17 protein-coding genes are annotated in these 16,586 nt (G+C 71.6%); 12 read left to right on the top strand and 5 right to left on the bottom strand.

The genetic code is table 11. The features are described 5' to 3' along the window. Positions 1-15 precede the first annotated feature (15 nt). A complete protein-coding gene (locus tag ACIP6U_RS15195) occupies positions 16-390 on the top strand; it encodes a hypothetical protein (RefSeq protein ID WP_124003737.1) in 375 nt (124 codons plus the stop codon). A gap of 25 nt (positions 391-415) precedes the next feature. Here ACIP6U_RS15195 and ACIP6U_RS15190 read toward each other — a convergent pair whose 3' ends face one another. From ACIP6U_RS15190 to ACIP6U_RS15180, 3 genes are all read right to left on the bottom strand, one after another. Next, positions 416-1,030, bottom strand: coding sequence for a hypothetical protein (locus ACIP6U_RS15190; protein WP_401717023.1), 615 nt, complete (start codon positions 1,028-1,030; stop codon positions 416-418). A gap of 84 nt (positions 1,031-1,114) precedes the next feature. Continuing rightward, positions 1,115-1,951 carry a MurR/RpiR family transcriptional regulator gene (locus tag ACIP6U_RS15185; protein WP_401716790.1) on the bottom strand — a complete coding sequence of 279 codons (837 nt, stop codon included), beginning with the start codon at positions 1,949-1,951 and terminating at the stop codon, positions 1,115-1,117. Positions 1,952-1,974: 23 nt separating this feature from the next. Further along, complete coding sequence (locus ACIP6U_RS15180; protein ID WP_401716787.1) at positions 1,975-3,834, bottom strand: aromatic amino acid ammonia-lyase; 1,860 nt, start codon at positions 3,832-3,834, stop codon at positions 1,975-1,977. Between the two features lie 141 nt (positions 3,835-3,975). On the opposite strand from ACIP6U_RS15180, the gene ACIP6U_RS15175 reads away from it, so the two are divergent. The 7 genes from ACIP6U_RS15175 (at position 3,976) to ACIP6U_RS15145 (ending at position 10,178) form a co-directional block, all read left to right on the top strand. Further along, positions 3,976-5,043: an ABC transporter ATP-binding protein gene (locus ACIP6U_RS15175; protein ID WP_401716784.1), complete on the top strand. Its 1,068-nt coding sequence runs from the start codon at positions 3,976-3,978 to the stop codon at positions 5,041-5,043. Next, positions 5,040-5,681 (top strand): ABC transporter permease, encoded by a 642-nt coding sequence (locus tag ACIP6U_RS15170; protein WP_401716782.1) that lies wholly within the window; start codon positions 5,040-5,042, stop codon positions 5,679-5,681. Before ACIP6U_RS15175 ends, ACIP6U_RS15170 begins: the two co-directional genes overlap by 4 nt. Position 5,682: 1 nt before the next feature. Next, positions 5,683-6,345: an ABC transporter permease gene (locus tag ACIP6U_RS15165; RefSeq protein WP_401716779.1), complete on the top strand. Its 663-nt coding sequence runs from the start codon at positions 5,683-5,685 to the stop codon at positions 6,343-6,345. Between the two features lie 11 nt (positions 6,346-6,356). Continuing rightward, positions 6,357-7,286 (top strand): ABC transporter substrate-binding protein, encoded by a 930-nt coding sequence (locus ACIP6U_RS15160; RefSeq protein WP_401716776.1) that lies wholly within the window; start codon positions 6,357-6,359, stop codon positions 7,284-7,286. Positions 7,287-7,417: 131 nt separating this feature from the next. Next, a complete protein-coding gene (locus tag ACIP6U_RS15155) occupies positions 7,418-8,086 on the top strand; it encodes a carbonic anhydrase (RefSeq protein ID WP_401716773.1) in 669 nt (222 codons plus the stop codon). Positions 8,087-8,112: 26 nt separating this feature from the next. Beyond that, positions 8,113-9,720, top strand: a complete 1,608-nt coding sequence (locus ACIP6U_RS15150) for a SulP family inorganic anion transporter (protein WP_401716770.1) — start codon at positions 8,113-8,115, stop codon at positions 9,718-9,720. A gap of 32 nt (positions 9,721-9,752) precedes the next feature. Beyond that, on the top strand, positions 9,753-10,178 hold the full coding sequence (locus ACIP6U_RS15145; RefSeq protein ID WP_401717020.1) for a hypothetical protein: 426 nt from the start codon (positions 9,753-9,755) through the stop codon (positions 10,176-10,178). Between the two features lie 516 nt (positions 10,179-10,694). Here ACIP6U_RS15145 and ACIP6U_RS15140 read toward each other — a convergent pair. Further along, positions 10,695-12,083 carry a cystathionine beta-synthase gene (locus ACIP6U_RS15140; protein ID WP_124003745.1) on the bottom strand — a complete coding sequence of 463 codons (1,389 nt, stop codon included), beginning with the start codon at positions 12,081-12,083 and terminating at the stop codon, positions 10,695-10,697. Between the two features lie 161 nt (positions 12,084-12,244). On the opposite strand from ACIP6U_RS15140, the gene ACIP6U_RS15135 reads away from it, so the two are divergent. The 3 genes from ACIP6U_RS15135 to ACIP6U_RS15125 all read left to right on the top strand — a co-directional run bounded on the left by ACIP6U_RS15135 (position 12,245) and on the right by ACIP6U_RS15125 (position 15,756). Further along, positions 12,245-13,285: an SGNH/GDSL hydrolase family protein gene (locus ACIP6U_RS15135; protein ID WP_401716767.1), complete on the top strand. Its 1,041-nt coding sequence runs from the start codon at positions 12,245-12,247 to the stop codon at positions 13,283-13,285. Positions 13,286-13,451: 166 nt separating this feature from the next. Continuing rightward, entirely contained in the window at positions 13,452-14,672 is a 1,221-nt protein-coding gene (locus ACIP6U_RS15130; protein WP_401716764.1) for an acetyl-CoA C-acetyltransferase, read from the top strand. 280 nt (positions 14,673-14,952) lie between these two features. Further along, entirely contained in the window at positions 14,953-15,756 is an 804-nt protein-coding gene (locus ACIP6U_RS15125) for a hypothetical protein (protein ID WP_401717017.1), read from the top strand. 96 nt (positions 15,757-15,852) lie between these two features. On the opposite strand, the gene ACIP6U_RS15120 is transcribed toward ACIP6U_RS15125, so the two are convergent. Further along, the gene (locus tag ACIP6U_RS15120) at positions 15,853-16,164 is read right to left on the bottom strand and encodes a hypothetical protein (RefSeq protein WP_401716762.1); all 312 of its coding nucleotides are present in this window, start codon (positions 16,162-16,164) and stop codon (positions 15,853-15,855) included. A 102-nt stretch (positions 16,165-16,266) separates the two neighbouring features. Between ACIP6U_RS15120 and ACIP6U_RS15115 the strand changes: the two genes are divergently transcribed. Next, entirely contained in the window at positions 16,267-16,497 is a 231-nt protein-coding gene (locus ACIP6U_RS15115) for a DUF4287 domain-containing protein (protein ID WP_124003749.1), read from the top strand. Positions 16,498-16,586: the final 89 nt, after the last annotated feature.

Genomic DNA, 16,586 nt, shown 5'->3' with positions numbered 1-16,586 from the left:
CCAAGGAGCAGAGTCATGGCGAACACCGAAACCTCGCTGAAAGAGTGCCTGGCCTCGATCGAGGGCGCGACCGGGGTCGCGCTCGTCGACTACACCAGCGGTATGGCGCTCGGCACGTTGGGCGGCAGCAAGAGCTTCGACCTGGGCGTGGCCGCCGCCGGCAACACGGACGTCGTCCGCGCCAAGATGCGCACGATGGAGCACCTCGGGCTCAAGGGCCAGATCGAGGACATCCTGATCACGCTGTCCGACCAGTACCACCTGCTGCGCCTGATGAGCGGGCGCGGCGGCAACGGTCTCTTCCTCTACCTGGTGCTGGACGCCAAGAGGTCCAACCTGGCGATGGCCCGCCACCAGTTGAAGAAGATCGAGGAGGACCTGGAGATCTGACGGGCGGCGGCTCGGCCTACGACCGCTAGACGAGCGCCGCGGTGCGGCGGCGGGTCCCGCCCGGGGCCGCGTCGCCCGCCGCGATGCCCGTGCTGCGGTAGGCCTTGACGGACTTGCCGGCCGGACGGCCGCCGTTGCCGGCGAGCCAGTCGACGCGGACCCACAGCAGGGCGTCCTCGGCCCGTTCGCGCCGGCCCAGCCAGGCGGCCTTCAGGCGCAGCCCGACACCGGCGCCGGCCAGCAGCATGCCGCCCGCCGCGGGCACGGCGAAGGACGCGCCCACCGCGAGCAGGAACGCCAGCAGCAGCCACCAGCGGTGTCCGCGGCGCCAGTTGCGCACGCCGACCGCGCGGTCCTGGAGCACGTCGTGCTTACCGGCGCGGGCCGCTCCGCGGGCGAGGGCGAGGTAACGCTTACGACGCCCGTACGACACCACGATCGCCGCGATGATGAACAGCGCGGCCCCTGCCATCACCCCGATCCGGCGCCCGGTGATGCCCGGCGGCAGCACGCCGACACCGGCCGCGAACACCCCGGACCACCACAGTGGGCCGGCCCCGGCCCGAACGACTACAGCCACCCGGGTCAGACCCTGGGCTCTGCGATCTCCACCTCCGCGCGCCACGTCGCGCCTCCTCATCGTCACGGCACAGTCCCGTCCGGCCGGGAGACTAGTGAGCGAACGTGAGACGAAGCTGAGAACCCACTGGCTGGACCGCCCGTCTCACTCCACGAACAGCCCCCGTGCCGCCGCCCCCGCGTCGAACTCCTCCAGGCGGGCCTGGGCGTCCGGCAGGTCGTCGCACATGGCCTCGAGCAGGACCCGGCCGAGCAGCATCGGGGCGCAGGCCGTGTCGAAGGCGAGGCCGGTGCCGACGGCGGCGGGCAGCAGGAGGTCGGAGGCCTTGGCGACCGGCGCGAAGGCGGAGTCGGCGACGGTCACCACGGTCAGGCCGGCGGCCTTGGCGAAGGTGAGGGTGTCGACGACCTCGCGGGGATGCCGGGGCAGCGCGAAGCAGAGCAGGGCGGTCGCCCCGGCGCGCACGGCGGCCTCGATGCGGTCGTGGATCATCGTGCCGCCCTCGTTCAGCAGCCGTACGTCCGGATGGACCTTGGCGGCGAAGTAGGAGAAGCCGTAGGCCTGGGAGGCGGCGGCGCGCAGGCCGAGGACGGGCAGCGGGCGGGAGTTCGCGAGCAGACGGCCCGCCTTCTGCAACGGGCGCGGGTCGGCGAGCAGTTCGGCGAGGTGCTTGAGGTTCTCGATCTCGGCCTCGACGGCCTGCTGGTACTCGTTGTAGGAGCCCGCGTCGGCCGACTGCTCGGTGGGCGCGACCTCGCGCAGGTGCTTGCGCAGCGCGGGGTAGCCGTCGAAGCCGAGGGCGACGGCGAAGCGGGTCACCGAGGGCTGGCTGACGCCGGCCAGTTCGGCGAGCTCGACGCTGGACAGGAACGGCACGTCGGCGGCGCGCCGCACCATGCTGTGCGCGATGCGCCGCTGGGTCGGTGTCAGCCGGTGCCCCTCGAAGAGCGTCTGCAGCCGCCCCGCCGGAGTGTCCGTCACGGTCGTGCCCCTCTCCGCGTTCGTCACGCGTTCCCCCTCCAGATGTCCGTGAACCGGTCCAGCAGCGCGGCCGCCGCCGTCACGTCGTCCGTGAGCGGCCGGTCGGCCTGGTCCTGCGCCAGCACCGACTCGGCGAGCTCCAGCGCACGGCCCACCGGAAGGTCCGGCTCGGGCCGCAGCCCTCGCTGGCGCAGCGCCCGCACCGCGGCGACGAGCTCGCAGCCGACGACGAGACGGTACGCACGACAGGCGCGCAGCGTCTGGCGTGCGGCGAGCGAGGCGAAGCTGGCCTGTTCCTCGACGCCCCGGGAGAGTACAGCGTGCCCGAGCGAGGCGGGAGCGGAGAAGGCCCGCAGGTCGCCGAGGGCCGCCGCGGCGGCGTACTCCAGGATCATCACGCCGGAGGAGGCGGGTTCCTGGTCGGCGAGGAAGGGCTTGAGGCGGGTGAACGCGGGCTCGTTGAGCGACGAGAGCCGTGACGTGGACAGCCGGGCCACCTGGGTGAGCGCGAGCCTGAAGTGGTCCAGGGCGAGGACGAGTTGGGCCTGGTAGAAGCCGCCGTGGTGGTAGGCGGCCATGTCCTCGGGGGAGATCAACGGATTCTCGGCGGCCGCGTTGATCTCAATGGCAAGCACTGCCTCCAGCGCGTCGGCCGCGTCGTGCGCCGGACCGTGGATCTGCGGCAGACAACGGAAGCCGTACGGGTCCTGGATCCGGCCGAGCGGCGGGGTGGGCCGGTCGGCGGCACCGATCAACTCCCGCATCCGCCGGGCGACTTCACTGCTCCCCCGGTGCGGCCGGGCGGCGTGCACGGGCGCGGCGTACGGCTCGTGCGACCCGTCGACGGCCAGCATCGACAACGCACCGACCACCTGCGTGGCCTCCACAAGACCGCGCAGCTCGTGCAGCGCGAGCGCGGCCTGCCCGAGCGTGAGGGCGTTGCTGCTGATGATGGCGAGCGCGTCATTGTTGTCGAGCGACTGCGCCTCGGGAACGCCGATGACGGCACCCGCCCCGGCGACGGCTGCCGAGCCGCCACGCACCCCCGCGCCCGACCCCCCGCGAGCGTCACTCCGCACGCCGGCGATCTCCGCCCCGGCGGCGGCACTCGGCCCGCCACCGGCGCCTGCTGCGGCGACGGCATCCCAGCCGCCCCGCCCGCCCGCCCCGACGGCGGCACCCCGTCGACCGCGAGCATCGCCCGGTGCGCCGGCGGTCTCCGCTCCGGCCACGGCGCCCGGCCCGCCACCGGCCTCCGCCCCCGCCACGGCACCCGCCGAGGGCCCGGCACCGTTTCCACCCGCCGCGCCACCTGGTGACCCACCCCGCCACGGATGCTCCCCCGCCAGCGCCAGCCCCATCTGCGCCAGTGCCGCGATGTCGCCCGTGCCGACCGAGCCGAACTCGTTGACCAGTGGGTAGACGCCGTTCTCCAGGGCCTCGCACAGGGCGGTGACGACGGTGGGGCGCAGACCGGCGCCGCCCGCGAGGATCTGGTTGGCGCGGACGGCGAGCATCGCGCGGACCTGGCGGGCGGGCAGTTCGTCGCCGATGGCGCCGGCGTGGCTGCGCAGCAGGCGCAGGCCGTGCTCGGCGGCGGCCTCGGTGGGCACGTCCTCGTTCCGGTTCGCGCCCACGCCGGTCGAGCGGCCGTAGACGCGTCCGGTGGCGGCGATCTGCCGGGCGGCGTCCCAGGACTCCCCCGCCCGCTTCATCGCGTCGGTGCCGGGCACCGGCCGGGCGGCTCCGTCGGCGAGGCGGACGACGTCCTCGATGCCGAGCCCGACGCCGTCGAGGACCACCAGGCCGGTGTGGCCGACCGCCGAGCCGACCGATGCGCCGACCGACGCGCCCGTCGGCGTGTCCACGATCCGAGACGACATAAAGCTCAAACTCCCCTCAATCAGGACATCTGATCTTGCCTTTCGGTCATCCGTTACCTCGGATTAACACCAACCCGTTGACAACCTATTCAGACACCAAGAACTCTGCATGACGTTATACAGCCGGGCAAGGGACAACTCATGATCCAGTTCGATGCGGTCCACAAGCGCTTCCCCAACGGCACGACAGCAGTCCACGATCTCTCCCTGGAGATCCCGGAAGGCGGCGTGACCGTCCTCGTCGGATCCTCCGGTTGCGGCAAGACGACCACCCTGCGGATGGTCAACCGGATGGTAGAGCCGACGTCGGGCACGATCCGGGTCGGGGGCAAGGACGTCACCCGACAGGACGCGGCCGAACTGCGCCGCTCCATCGGGTACGTCATCCAGCAGGCCGGCCTCTTCCCGCACCGCACGGTGCTGGACAACATCGCCACCGTGCCGCTGCTGCTGGGCCACGGCCGCCGAAAAGCCAGGGCCCGCGCCGCCGAACTGCTGGAGACGGTCGGTCTGACCGCCGAGTCCGGCCGCCGCTACCCGCACCAGCTCTCCGGCGGCCAGCAGCAGCGCGTCGGCGTCGCCCGCGCCCTGGCCGCCGACCCGCCGGTGCTCCTGATGGACGAGCCCTTCGGCGCCGTCGACCCGGTGGTCCGCACCCAGCTCCAGGACGAACTCCTGCGCCTGCAGAAGGAGTTGAACAAGACCATCGTCTTCGTCACGCACGACGTCGACGAGGCCGTCCGGCTGGGCGACCGCATCGCGATCTTCCGCACCGGCGGCCACCTCGTGCAGTGCGCGGCGCCCGCCGAACTCCTCGCCCGCCCGGCCGACGACTTCGTGGCCGACTTCCTCGGCGCCGAGCGCGGCCTGAAGCTGCTCTCGCTGCAGACCCTCGCCGACGTCCCGCAGGGCCCGGCACCGGAAGGCGGCGCCTGGACCCTCGTACTAGACGAGGCACGCAAGCCGCTGCACTGGGCGCCGAAGGACACCGAGGGCGCCGAGATTCCCGTACGACCGCTGCGCGACGGCGATTCGCTGCTCGCCGCGCTCGACGAGTCGATCGCCTCCCCCACCGGCCTGATAGCCCGCGTCGACGCGGCGGGCGTGCTCACCGGCGTCTCCGCCCGCGACGACATCCACGAGCACGCGGGCCGGGCGCACACCGCGGCCCGCACCCGCACCGAGCCCGGGACGGAGGTCGCCGCATGACCATCGACTGGTCGTGGATAGGCGACCACACCGACGACCTCACCAGCCTCACGGTCTCCCACCTCCAGGCCGCACTGTCCGCCGTCTTCTTCGGCCTGCTGATCTCGCTCCCGCTCGCGGTCGTCGCCCACCGGGTCCGCCCCCTGCGCGGCTTCCTGCTGGGCCTGTCGAACGTGCTGTTCACGATCCCGTCGATCGCGATCTTCGTGCTCCTGCTGCCGATCAGCGGTCTGACCCGCACCACCACGGTGATCGGCCTGACCGTCTACACGCTGGTCGTGCTGCTGCGGAACACGGTCGAGGGCCTCGACTCGGTCCCGACCAGGACCAAGGAGGCGGCGAAGGCGATGGGCACGCGCCCGCTGCGCACGCTCCTCACGGTCGAGTTCCCGCTGGCCCTGCCCGTGATCATGGCGGGCGTCCGGATCGCGACCGTGATGTCCATCTCGCTGGTCTCGGTCGCGACCTACATCGGCGACGGCGGCCTCGGCCAGCTCTTCACCGACGGCTTCCAGCGCAACTTCCCGACCCCGGTGATCGTGGGCGTGGTCCTCACGATCCTGCTCGCGGTGGTCGCGGACGCACTGCTGGTCGCCCTCCAGTACGTCCTGACCCCGTGGCGCAGGAGGCGAGCCTGAGATGTACGAACTCTTCAAGAACCTCGGCGACTGGCTGACCAGCGGGGCGAGTTGGGCCGGTTCCGACGGCATCGCCCACCGCCTCGCCGAGCACCTCCAGTACTCGCTGCTCGCCACGCTCATCGCGGCCACGATCGGCCTCCCGCTCGGTCTGCTGATCGGCCACACCGGCAAGGGCGCCTTCGTCGCGATCAACCTCGCCTCCTTCGGCCGCGCCCTGCCGACCGTCGGCCTGGTCGTCCTGGTCTTCCTGGCCGGCGGCCTGTCGATGCTGCCGGTCTACGTGGCCCTGGTCGCCCTCGCGGTCCCCTCGATCGTCACCAACACCTACGCCGGCATGACCGCCGTCGACCCGGAGGTCAAGGACGCGGCCCGCGGCCAGGGCATGCGCGGCCACCAGGTGCTGTTCCAGGTCGAGTTGCCGCTCGCGCTCCCCCTGATCATGACGGGCCTGCGCCTCGCACTCATCCAGGTGGTCGCCACCGCCACGATCGCCGCGTACGTCTCGTTCGGCGGCCTGGGCCGGTACGTCTTCGACGGACTCGCCCAGCGCGACCTCGTCCAGGTGCTCGGCGGGGCGGTGCTCGTCGCCGTCGTGGCCGTCGTCCTCGACCTGGGCCTGTCCGGCCTCCAGCGCTTCCTCTTCCGCCACCGCACCGCGTAGGGATCACCGAAATGAATCGTCGTACCGTCCTCGGCGGCCTCTTCGCGGTCGCCTCCGTCCCCGTCCTGTCCGCCTGCGCGGGTGGCATCACCTCCCTCGACAGCCAGGGCTCCACCAGCGGTGGCGGCGGCTCCAGCAAGAGCGGAGTCACCATCGGGACCGCCAACTTCACCGAGAACCAGGTGCTCGGCTACCTGTACGCGGCCGTCCTGGAGTCGGCCGGCGTGAAGACCAAGGTCCGCCCGAACCTCGGCACCCGGGAGATCCTCATCCCCGCCCTCAAGGGCGGCGACATCGACCTGCTCCCCGAGTACCAGGGCGCCCTGCTGCACTACCTGGACCCCAAGGCGACGGCGACCGAGGAGGGCGCGATGCAGAACGCCCTCGCCATCGCCCTGCCCGCCGGCCTCCAGGTCCTGCCGTACGGCATGGCCGAGGACTCCGACGCCTTCGTCGTCACCCGGGAGACGGCCAGGAAATACGGCCTGACCTCGCTGGCCGACCTCAAGAAGCAGAACGGCAGGCTCGTCATCGGCGCGGCGCCCGAGGTGAAGAAGCGCCAGGTGGGCGTGGTCGGCCTGAAGGACGTCTACGGGGTGGAGTTCAAGGAGTTCAAGTCGCTCGACTCCTCCGGGCCGCTGGTCAAGGGCGCCCTGAAGAAGGGCGACGTGGACGTGGCGAACCTCTTCACCACCGACACCGACATCCAGGCCAACGACTGGGTGGTCCTCACCGACCCGAAGAACCTCATCCCCGGCCAGCACATCGTCCCGCTCATCGCCGACCGCAAGGCCGACTCCACCGTCCGCAAGGCCCTCGCCCGCCTCGGCAACGTGCTGACCACGGCCCAGCTCACCGAGCTCAACCGCCAGGTGGACAAGGACAAGAAGGACCCGGAGGACGTCGCGAACGCGTACGCGAAGCAGCACGGTCTGGCCTGATCAAGCAGGGGTATGCCGGGGGCGATGATCTGACGACGAATCAACCAAGCGTCGTTAAACGGGCACTTAGGGTGACTGATCGCGTGCGTACAGTGAACGGGCGCTATCAGCACAACCCCTGAGGATGCGTCATGGCCTCCAACCGCAGGGCCTTCCTGACGGCCACCGCCGTCGGCGCGCTGGCCGCCGCCCCCGCGTCGGCGGCCCCCGCCCCGAAGACCCCCGCCCACCAGCCCACCGCCCGGACCGCCCTGGCCGACCTGCTCGCCGGCAACCGGCGCTACGCCACCGGCCACTCCCACCACCCGCACGAAAGCCGTCCGCTGCGCCACCAACTGGCCACCGCACAGCACCCGTTCGCGGTGATCGTCGGCTGTATCGACTCCCGGGTACCGCCGGAGCTGGTCTTCGACCAGGGCCTCGGCGACCTGCTGTGCATAAGGACGGCCGGCCAGGTACTGGACGAGGCGGTGCTCGCCTCCATCCAGTACGGCGTCGAGGAACTGGGCATCCCCCTGGTACTGGTGCTCGGCCACGAGCGCTGCGGGGCGGTGGCGGCGACCCTCGACCAGCTGCGCACCGGCGCCGAGGTCCCGGGCCACCTGGAACTGCTGGTGGACGAGATCGCCCCGGCCGCGCGCCGCACCCGCGCCCTGCCCGGCGACTGGGCCGAGCACACCATGCGGGCCCACACCGCCTGGGTACGGGACGCGATCCGCGCCGACCCGGCCTTCACCTCCGCGCAGGTGGCGGCGGCACGCTTCGACCTCGACACGGGCCTCGTGTCCTTGCTGCCGTAACCCTCCCCCCCCACACGAAGAAGCCCATGACCATGAACGGCGTGCTCTCCGTCCTGCCCACCCCCACCGACTTCCGCACCATGACCCGCGCCCCGCGCCGCGACCTCCTGTGCGGTCTCACGGTCGCGGTCGTGGCCCTCCCCCTGGCCCTCGGTTTCGGGGTCACGTCCGGCCTCGGCGCGGCCGCCGGCCTCGTCACCGCGATCGTCGCGGGCTCGCTCGCCGCGCTGTTCGGCGGCTCCGCGCGCCAGGTCAGCGGCCCGACCGGCGCGATGACGGTGGTCCTCGTCCCGATCGTCCACGAGTACGGCGCGAACGGCGTCCTGACGGTCGGTCTGCTCTCCGGCGCCATGCTCCTCGCCCTCGCCCTCGCCTTCGCCCGCGCGGGAGCGGCGATGGCGTACGTCCCCGCGCCGGTGATCGCCGGTTTCACCATCGGGATCGCGGGGGTGATCGGCCTCCAGCAGGTGCCGTCGGCGCTGGGGGTGCCGGTCCCGAGCGGTGACCAGGTGGCGGTGGTCGCGGCGCGCGCGGCGGAGGAGTTCGACGCGACCCCGCACTGGGCGGCCCTGCTCCTCGCCCTCGGCTCGGCCGCGCTGATGCTGGCCGGGGCGCGCTGGAAGCCGACGGTCCCCTTCTCCCTGGCGGCAGTCGGGGCAGCGACGGTCGTGGCGGAGACCCTGCACCTCCCGGTCACCCGCCTCGGCACGCTCCCGTCCTCGCTCCCCGCGCCCTCCCTCGCCTTCCTGGACGTGTCCCGGATCCCCACCCTGCTCCTGCCCGCGGCGGCGGTGGCGGCACTGGCCGCCCTGGAATCGCTCCTCTCCGCCTCGGTCGCGGACGCGATGCGCCCCGGCGAACGCCACGACCCCGGCAAGGAACTCTTCGGCCAGGGCATCGCCAACCTCGCCGCCCCGCTCTTCGGCGGTGTCCCGGCGACGGGCGCCATCGCGCGGACGGCGGTCAACGTCCGCACCGGCGCCGCCTCCCGCCTGGCCGCGCTCGCGCACGCCGTGATCCTCGCCGCGATCGTGGCGGTCGCGGCGCCGCTGGTGGGCCGTATCCCGCTGGCGGCACTGGCGGGCGTGCTGCTGGCGACGGCCGTACGGATGGTGGAGACGGACGCGGTACGGGCCATGGCGCGCGCCACCCGCGGGGACGCCCTGGTGATGGTCCTCACCGCCGCCTCGACGCTCGCCCTGGACCTGGTGAAGGCGGTGCTGATCGGCCTCGGGGTCGCCGTCCTCCTCGCCCTGCACGCGGCGACCCGCGCCACCCGCCTGACCCCCGCCGCGTCCGACGAACTCCCCGGCACCGGCTCGGGCACGGTGACGTACCGCTTCGACGGCCCGCTCCTGTTCGCCGCCGCGCACCGGTTCCGCCGCAGCCTCGCCGACGTGGACGGCGTCAGCGCGGTCGACCTGCGGCTGTCCGGGCTCACGGCGGTGGACGCGACGGGTGCGCTGGCGCTGAAGGACGCGGTGGGGGAGCTGCGCGGCCGGGGTATCGAGGTCCGCATCACGGGCGTCGAGCACGGTCACCGCAAGGTCCTGGAGTCCCTGGGGGTGGTCGCTGCGAACCCGAATTCCAACAGGGGGGCTATCCCCAGTGCGGCGGGCGCCCCGGCTCCTTAACGTGGTTTCCCATGACGGGAATGGAGACCATGATGGACGCGCGGGACGCCGAGCTCAAAAAGGAACTCAACGCCACTCTGCAGGCCCGCCGGGAGCTGGGCGAGGACTACGAGTCCGCGCTGGTCGACTCCTTCCTGGAGAAGGTCGACCAGCGCATCGACGGGGCGGTGGAGCGCCGGGTGCGCCGGCAGCTGGCCGAGCAGCAGATGGTGGTCGCCCGGGGCTCCCGGGCCTCGAAGTCGACGGACTCCTTCGGCGAGCGTTTCGGCTTCGGCATCGTCTCCCTGGTCCTCGCGATCCCCCTCTCGGGCATCGGCGGCGGAGTGGCCCACCTCCCCGGCCTCCTCGTCACCTGGGCCGGCATCGTGGGCGTCAACGCCTTCCAGGCCCTGCGAGTGAACCCGGACCTGTTCGGCCGCAGGCGCCACAAGAAGGCCGCGGACGACTGGGAGGACTGAGGGAATCGTGCCTGGTCACTGGTGAACGCCGGTAGTTGAACCAGCCCGTCCGGCGTTTGAGGACGAGGCCGTTCAGGCCGACAGCGGGGGTCTGGGGGCGGCAGCCCCCAGCACCAACGCCGGTGAGCGACAAAGCGAGGGCCACAACACCCCGCCGAAAAGATTGTCGCGGGGACCGCCGCACCCCCGTTGCCGGGGGGCGGGACGACGGCGGTCCCCGCGAGGGACGTGGTCGGGTCAGGCCCGGGCCACATCCAGCGTCCATGGAGGTCCGGGAGCCGCTCCGGAGGTCCTTGGACGTTTTGGTGTCGGCCGAGGCGGGGAGCCGCTCCCGCCCTGCCGACACCCACTAATGTGCCGGACCCGTGTTAAGCGTGTGCTGCGCGGACGTGACGCCCTCGTACCACTTCCGAGAAGTCCGCTCCGGAGTCCGCTCCGGAGTCCGGCCCGCGGACCACCCCGGGGCCGGCCACCGCAACTTCGCCTCCGTCACGCCCCGTTCACCGGACGTTTCCGCTACTTCCCGCCCTTGGCGAGGAAGGCCAGCAGGTCCTGCCGGCTGATCACCCCGGTGGGCCGCCCGTCGAAGAGGACCATCGCCGCGTCGGCGTCGCCGAGCACGGACATCAGGTCGCCGACCGGTTCACCGGAGCCGACCTGCGGCAGCGGAGCGGACATGTGCTTCTCCAGCGGGTCCTCCAGCGAGGCCCGCTTGCTGAACAGCGCGTCCAGCAGCTCCCGTTCGACCACCGACCCCACGACCTCCGCGGCCATGACGTCCGGGTGACCGGCGCCCGGCTTCACGACCGGCATCTGCGAGACGCCGTACTCGCGCAGCACCTCGATGGCCTGGCCGACGGTCTCCTCGGGGTGCATGTGCACGAGGGAGGGGATCGCGCCGTGCTCCTTGTCGCTGAGGACGTCGGCGACGCGGGCGCTGGGGCCCTCGTCCTCCAGGAAGCCGTAGTCGGCCATCCACTCGTCGTTGAAGATCTTGCTGAGGTACCCGCGACCGCTGTCGGGCAGCAGTACGACGACGACGTCGTCCGGGCCCAGCCGCTCCGCGACCCGCAGCGCCGCCACGACGGCCATCCCGCAGGAGCCGCCGACCAGCAGCCCCTCCTCCTTGGCGAGGCGGCGGGTCATCTGGAAGGAGTCCTTGTCGGACACGGCGACGATCTCGTCGGCGACGGTCCGGTCGTAGGCGGTGGGCCAGAAGTCCTCGCCCACGCCCTCGACGAGGTACGGCCGCCCGGAGCCGCCGGAGTACACGGACCCTTCCGGGTCGGCGCCCACGACCTGCACCCGGCCCTCGCTGGCGTCCTTCAGATAGCGCCCGGTGCCGGAGATGGTGCCGCCGGTGCCGACGCCCGCGACGAAGTGGGTGATCCGCCCGTCCGTCTGCTCCCACAGCTCAGGGCCGGTCGAGTGGTAGTGGGAGAGCGGGTTGTTGGGGTTGGAGTACTGGTCCGGCTTCCACGCGCCCGGCGTCTCGCGGACCAGCCGGTCGGAGACGTTGTAGTAGGAGTCGGGGTGCTCGGGGTCCACGGCCGTGGGGCAGACGACGACCTCGGCGCCGTACGCGCGCAGGACGTTGATCTTGTCGGTGCTCACCTTGTCGGGGCACACGAAGATGCAGTGGTACCCCTTCTGCTGGGCCACGATGGCGAGCCCGACGCCGGTGTTGCCGCTGGTGGGCTCGACGATCGTGCCGCCGGGCTGAAGCTCCCCGCTCTTCTCCGCGGCCTCGATCATGCGCAGGGCGATGCGGTCCTTCACGGAGCCGCCCGGGTTGAAGTACTCGACCTTGGCCAGAACGGTCGCCTGGATGCCCTTGGTCACGCTGTTGAGCCTCAGCAGCGGGGTGTTGCCGACGAGGCTGATCATCGAGTCGTGGAAATGCACCGTTGTCTCCGGTTGCTTGCATAAGGACTGGTCGTCATTGGTTCCGCCAGCCTAAGGCCCGCAGCTGACGAAGAGCGGGCGTTCACTCCCCGTTGAGATTGGCGGACCGTCTGTACGGGGCAAGGAGTGGGTGTACGACCAAGAGGAGGTGGCGGCGACGCATGACGAGAATGTCGAGGGCCCGGGTGGCCCGGCGGATCGCGGCCGGCGCGGCCTACGGCGGTGGCGGGATCGGGCTGGCCGGCGCGGCCGCCGTCGGTCTGCTGCTGGCCGAGGTGCAGATGGCCAAGCGGCAGGTGGGCAACGGCACGAGCGGGCGCGTCCCGGTGGCGGACGGCCGGTACGGAACGGCGTACACGGTCCCCGACGAACCGCCGCTGCGCCTGACGATGCTGGGTGACTCCACGGCCGCGGGCCAGGGCGTGCACCGGGCCGGGCAGACCCCGGGCGCGTTGCTGGCCTCGGGCCTCGCGGCGGTCGCCGAACGCCAGGTGACCCTGCACAACGTGGCCCTGCCCGGCGCGACCTCCGACGACCTGGACCGCCAGGTGGCGCTGGTCCTGGCGGACCCGACCCGGCTGCCGGACGTCTGCGTGATCATGATCGGCGCGAACGACGTCACCCACCACATGCCGGCCACCCGCTCGGTCCGCCATCTCTCGGCCGCGGTCCGCCGGCTGCGCACGGCCGGCGCCGAGGTGGTCGTCGGCACCTGTCCCGACCTCGGGACGGTGGAGCAGGTCCAGCAGCCCCTGCGCTGGCTGGCCCGCCGCGCCTCCCGCCAGCTGGCGGCGGCGCAGACCATCGGTACGGTCGAGCAGGGCGGGCGCACGGTGTCGCTGGGCGACCTGCTGGGCCCCGAGTTCGAGGCGAACCCGCGCGAGCTGTTCGGCCCGGACCACTACCACCCCTCCGCCGAGGGCTACGCGACCGCCGCGATGGCCGTCCTCCCGACGGTCTGCGCGACCCTGGGCCTGTGGCCGGCCGAGGAGGAACGCCCGGACGTCTCCCGCCGCGAGGGCTTCCTGCCGGTGGCCCGAGCAGCCGCGGAGGCCGCGTCGGAGGCGGGTACGGAGGTCACGGCGGCGATGCCGACGGGTCCGCGGGGTCCATGGGCGCTGCTGAAGCGACGCAAGAGGCGCAGGGTGCACGAACCGGCACCGGAGGCGAGCTCTGCTCCTTCCGCACGGGTGACTCCGTGACCTTCCATGTGGCTGCTGCCTGAATCCTGGCTCCGGGAAGGCCGACCGGAAAGCAAGCGCTTGGAAACTGCGGTCAGGGTCACACCGCGCCACCCGTGACCCTGACCGTACGTACGGGTAACTTCCAAAGAAGCCCTGCCCGCTTCCGTACGCCAATGGAGCCGTGATGCCTGAAGCAGTCATCGTCTCGACCGCCCGATCCCCCATCGGCCGCGCTTTCAAGGGCTCCCTCAAGGACCTGCGGCCCGACGACCTCACCGCCACGATCATCCAGGCCGCCCTCGCCAAGGTCCCCGAGCTGGACCCGAAGGACATCGAGGACCTGATGCTCGGCTGCGGCCTCCCCGGTGGCGAGCAGGGCTTCAACCTCGGCCGGATCGTCGCCGTGCAGATGGGCATGGACCACCTGCCGGGCTGCACGATCACCCGTTACTGTTCCTCTTCGCTCCAGACCAGCCGCATGGCGCTGCACGCCATCAAGGCCGGCGAGGGCGACGTCTTCATCTCGGCCGGTGTCGAGATGGTCTCCCGCTTCGTCAAGGGCAACTCCGACAGCCTCCCGGACACGCACAACCCGCTGTTCGCCGAGGCCGAGGCCCGCACCGCCCAGGTCGCCGAGCAGGGCGCCGACAGCTGGCACGACCCGCGCGAGGACGACCTGGTCCCCGACCCGTACATCGCGATGGGCCAGACCGCCGAGAACCTGGCCCGCCTCAAGGGCGTCACCCGCCAGGACATGGACGAGTTCGGGGTCCGTTCGCAGAACCTCGCCGAGGAAGCCATCAAGAACGGCTTCTGGGAGCGCGAGATCACCCCGGTCACCACCCCCGACGGCACGGTCGTCAGCAAGGACGACGGCCCGCGCGCCGGCGTCACCCTGGAGGCCGTCCAGGGCCTGAAGCCGGTCTTCCGCCCCGACGGCTTCGTCACCGCCGGCAACTGCTGCCCGCTCAACGACGGCGCCGCCGCGGTCGTCATCATGAGCGACACCAAGGCCCGCGAGCTGGGTCTGACCCCGCTCGCCCGCATCGTCTCCACCGGCGTCTCGGGCCTGTCCCCCGAGATCATGGGCCTGGGCCCGGTCGACGCGTCCAACCAGGCGCTGCGCCGCGCCGGTCTCACCATCGACGACATCGACCTGGTCGAGATCAACGAGGCGTTCGCCGCCCAGGTGATCCCCTCCTACCGCGACCTGAACATCCCGCTGGAGAAGCTGAACGTGAACGGCGGCGCGATCGCCGTCGGCCACCCCTTCGGCATGACCGGCGCCCGCATCACCGGCACGCTGATCAACTCCCTCCAGTTCCACGACAAGCAGTTCGGTCTGGAGACGATGTGCGTCGGCGGCGGCCAGGGCATGGCGATGGTCATCGAGCGCCTGAGCTGAACCGCTCCGTAACCGCCGAGGCACCAACGGTGAGCCTCTGGCCCGGAGTCCGGGAATTCGCCGGGCTCCGGGCCGTTTTGTGATCCAATCTCCCCCAGGATGTGACCTATCTCCCAAGTGGAGGGTTTTCCGCAGGTCAGAGCCGTTACAGCACCAAACCCCAGGCCCAAAGTCCTGTCCGTTTCGTGACGTTACGCACTGACAGCTGGTTAGTCCGCCCTTCAAGCTGATGTAGGAAGTCGGGGGTCGACTTTGAACCGGGAGTACGTCAGTGAGCGCTATGCCGATCGCTTTGCTGCTCACCACGGTCGCCACCGGCGCCGTGGGCGTCGCCGTGCTGCGCACCCTCTTGGTGCTGCGCCGTGAGGTCGCGGTCCTGCACACCCAGCTCGCGGAGCACAGCACCGCGCGCGGATTCGTGCCCGCCGCCCGCCTCTCGGCCGAGGCCGACGAGATACGCGCCGCCGTCGCGGAGGCGCTCGCCGAGGAACGTGAGCGTGAACTGGCCGAGGCGCGCGCCTTCTGGGCCGCCCAGGAGGCCCGTGACGGCGATGCGCCGACCCTGCTGGGCCTGCCGGACAGCGAGCTGTTCCTGCCCCGCCAGAGCGACTTCGTGGGCCTTGAGCCGCTGGAGTCGGTGACCGAGGCCGGCGCCGACGCGGACGAGTTCGCGGGCGGCACGTCCCTGGACGGCACGTTCGCCGGCGACTCCCCCGAACTGGCCGCGGCCCGCCGCCGTCACCCCTCCCACCCGGACTTCGTACCGGTCCAGTCACCGGTGGTGAACGACCACGAACGCACGGTCGCCACGCTCGAGGAACTCGCCGCGTCCCAGGTCGAACTGGCCGACGTCCGCCCGGGGCCGCTGGGCACGCTCGACGTCTACGTCTTCGCCGACGGCACGACCCTGTGCATGACCCCGGGCCACCGCGAAACGGCGGAACGCCTCTCCGCCGCCCTCCGCACCGGCGAAACCCCGATCCTGCTGGGCGGTTCGGGAGTCTCGGGCGCGTACACGTTGACGTTCGCGTGCGGCGAGGAGAACGTCTACATCCTGGCGGACCGGGTCATAGCGTCGCTTTAGGGGCTACGCCTTCAAACGCCGTCCAGGGCCAACGCCCCCAAGGGGCGCGAGGAACTGCGCGACCAGCCACAGCGAACCCGCACCCGCCAACGCACCTCAGACCCCCGCCCTCTTTTGCGCCTCCTCGACCAACCGAACCGCTTCCTCCACCTGGCCCTCGTCCGACAGCACGAGGGCCAAATCATGCACGGCGACGGTGATTTGATCGGCCGCGGCGAACATCCCCGCATCCGGCATCTCCCGAGGCACACACGCGGGATCCTCGATCCGCTGGGCACGCAGTGCCAACTCCCTGGCCAGCGCCAGCGCCTCCGCCGCACCGCTTCTCTGCAACCGGCTCTGCGGAGCCGCCCGCAGCCGGTCGGCGAAGTGATCCACGGCTCGCGTCAAAGGCGTCGTATCAACCACGGGACCGAGCGTACGCGGCGCCGCACTGTTGCCAACACGCCAACGCTCAGGCACGGTGACGTGAAGGACCGGCTTACATCCCCTTTGCGTCCGGAGGCGCCGATGTCCCAAGTGTTCTCCCAGGAGACCCACCGCAACATGCTCGCCCGCATCCCTCACTGCACCGGTCGTGAAGTGTCCGACTGGCTCCGCACCGTCGACGAAGGCCCCGCCCTCTTCCGCTTCGAGGAAAAGGTCAGCTGGCTCCGCCACGAACACAACCTCGCGTACGGCCACGCGAAGGCGCTCATCCACGAGTACGACCTGAGGAGGGCCGCGCGCAAATTCCTCTAGGCGCGCACCTGGACCACGCCAAAGGGCCCCGGGAGCGAACCCGGGGCCCTTTGCTGCGACCTGTGGCGTGACTACCGCACGGCCGTCGG

It is taken from the genome of Streptomyces sp. NPDC088794 (genome assembly GCF_044750545.1).
Classification (GTDB): Bacteria; Actinomycetota; Actinomycetes; order Streptomycetales; family Streptomycetaceae; genus Streptomyces.
Note: the sequence above shows the minus strand (reverse complement) of the source record. Positions and strands in the feature narration are given on the sequence as shown.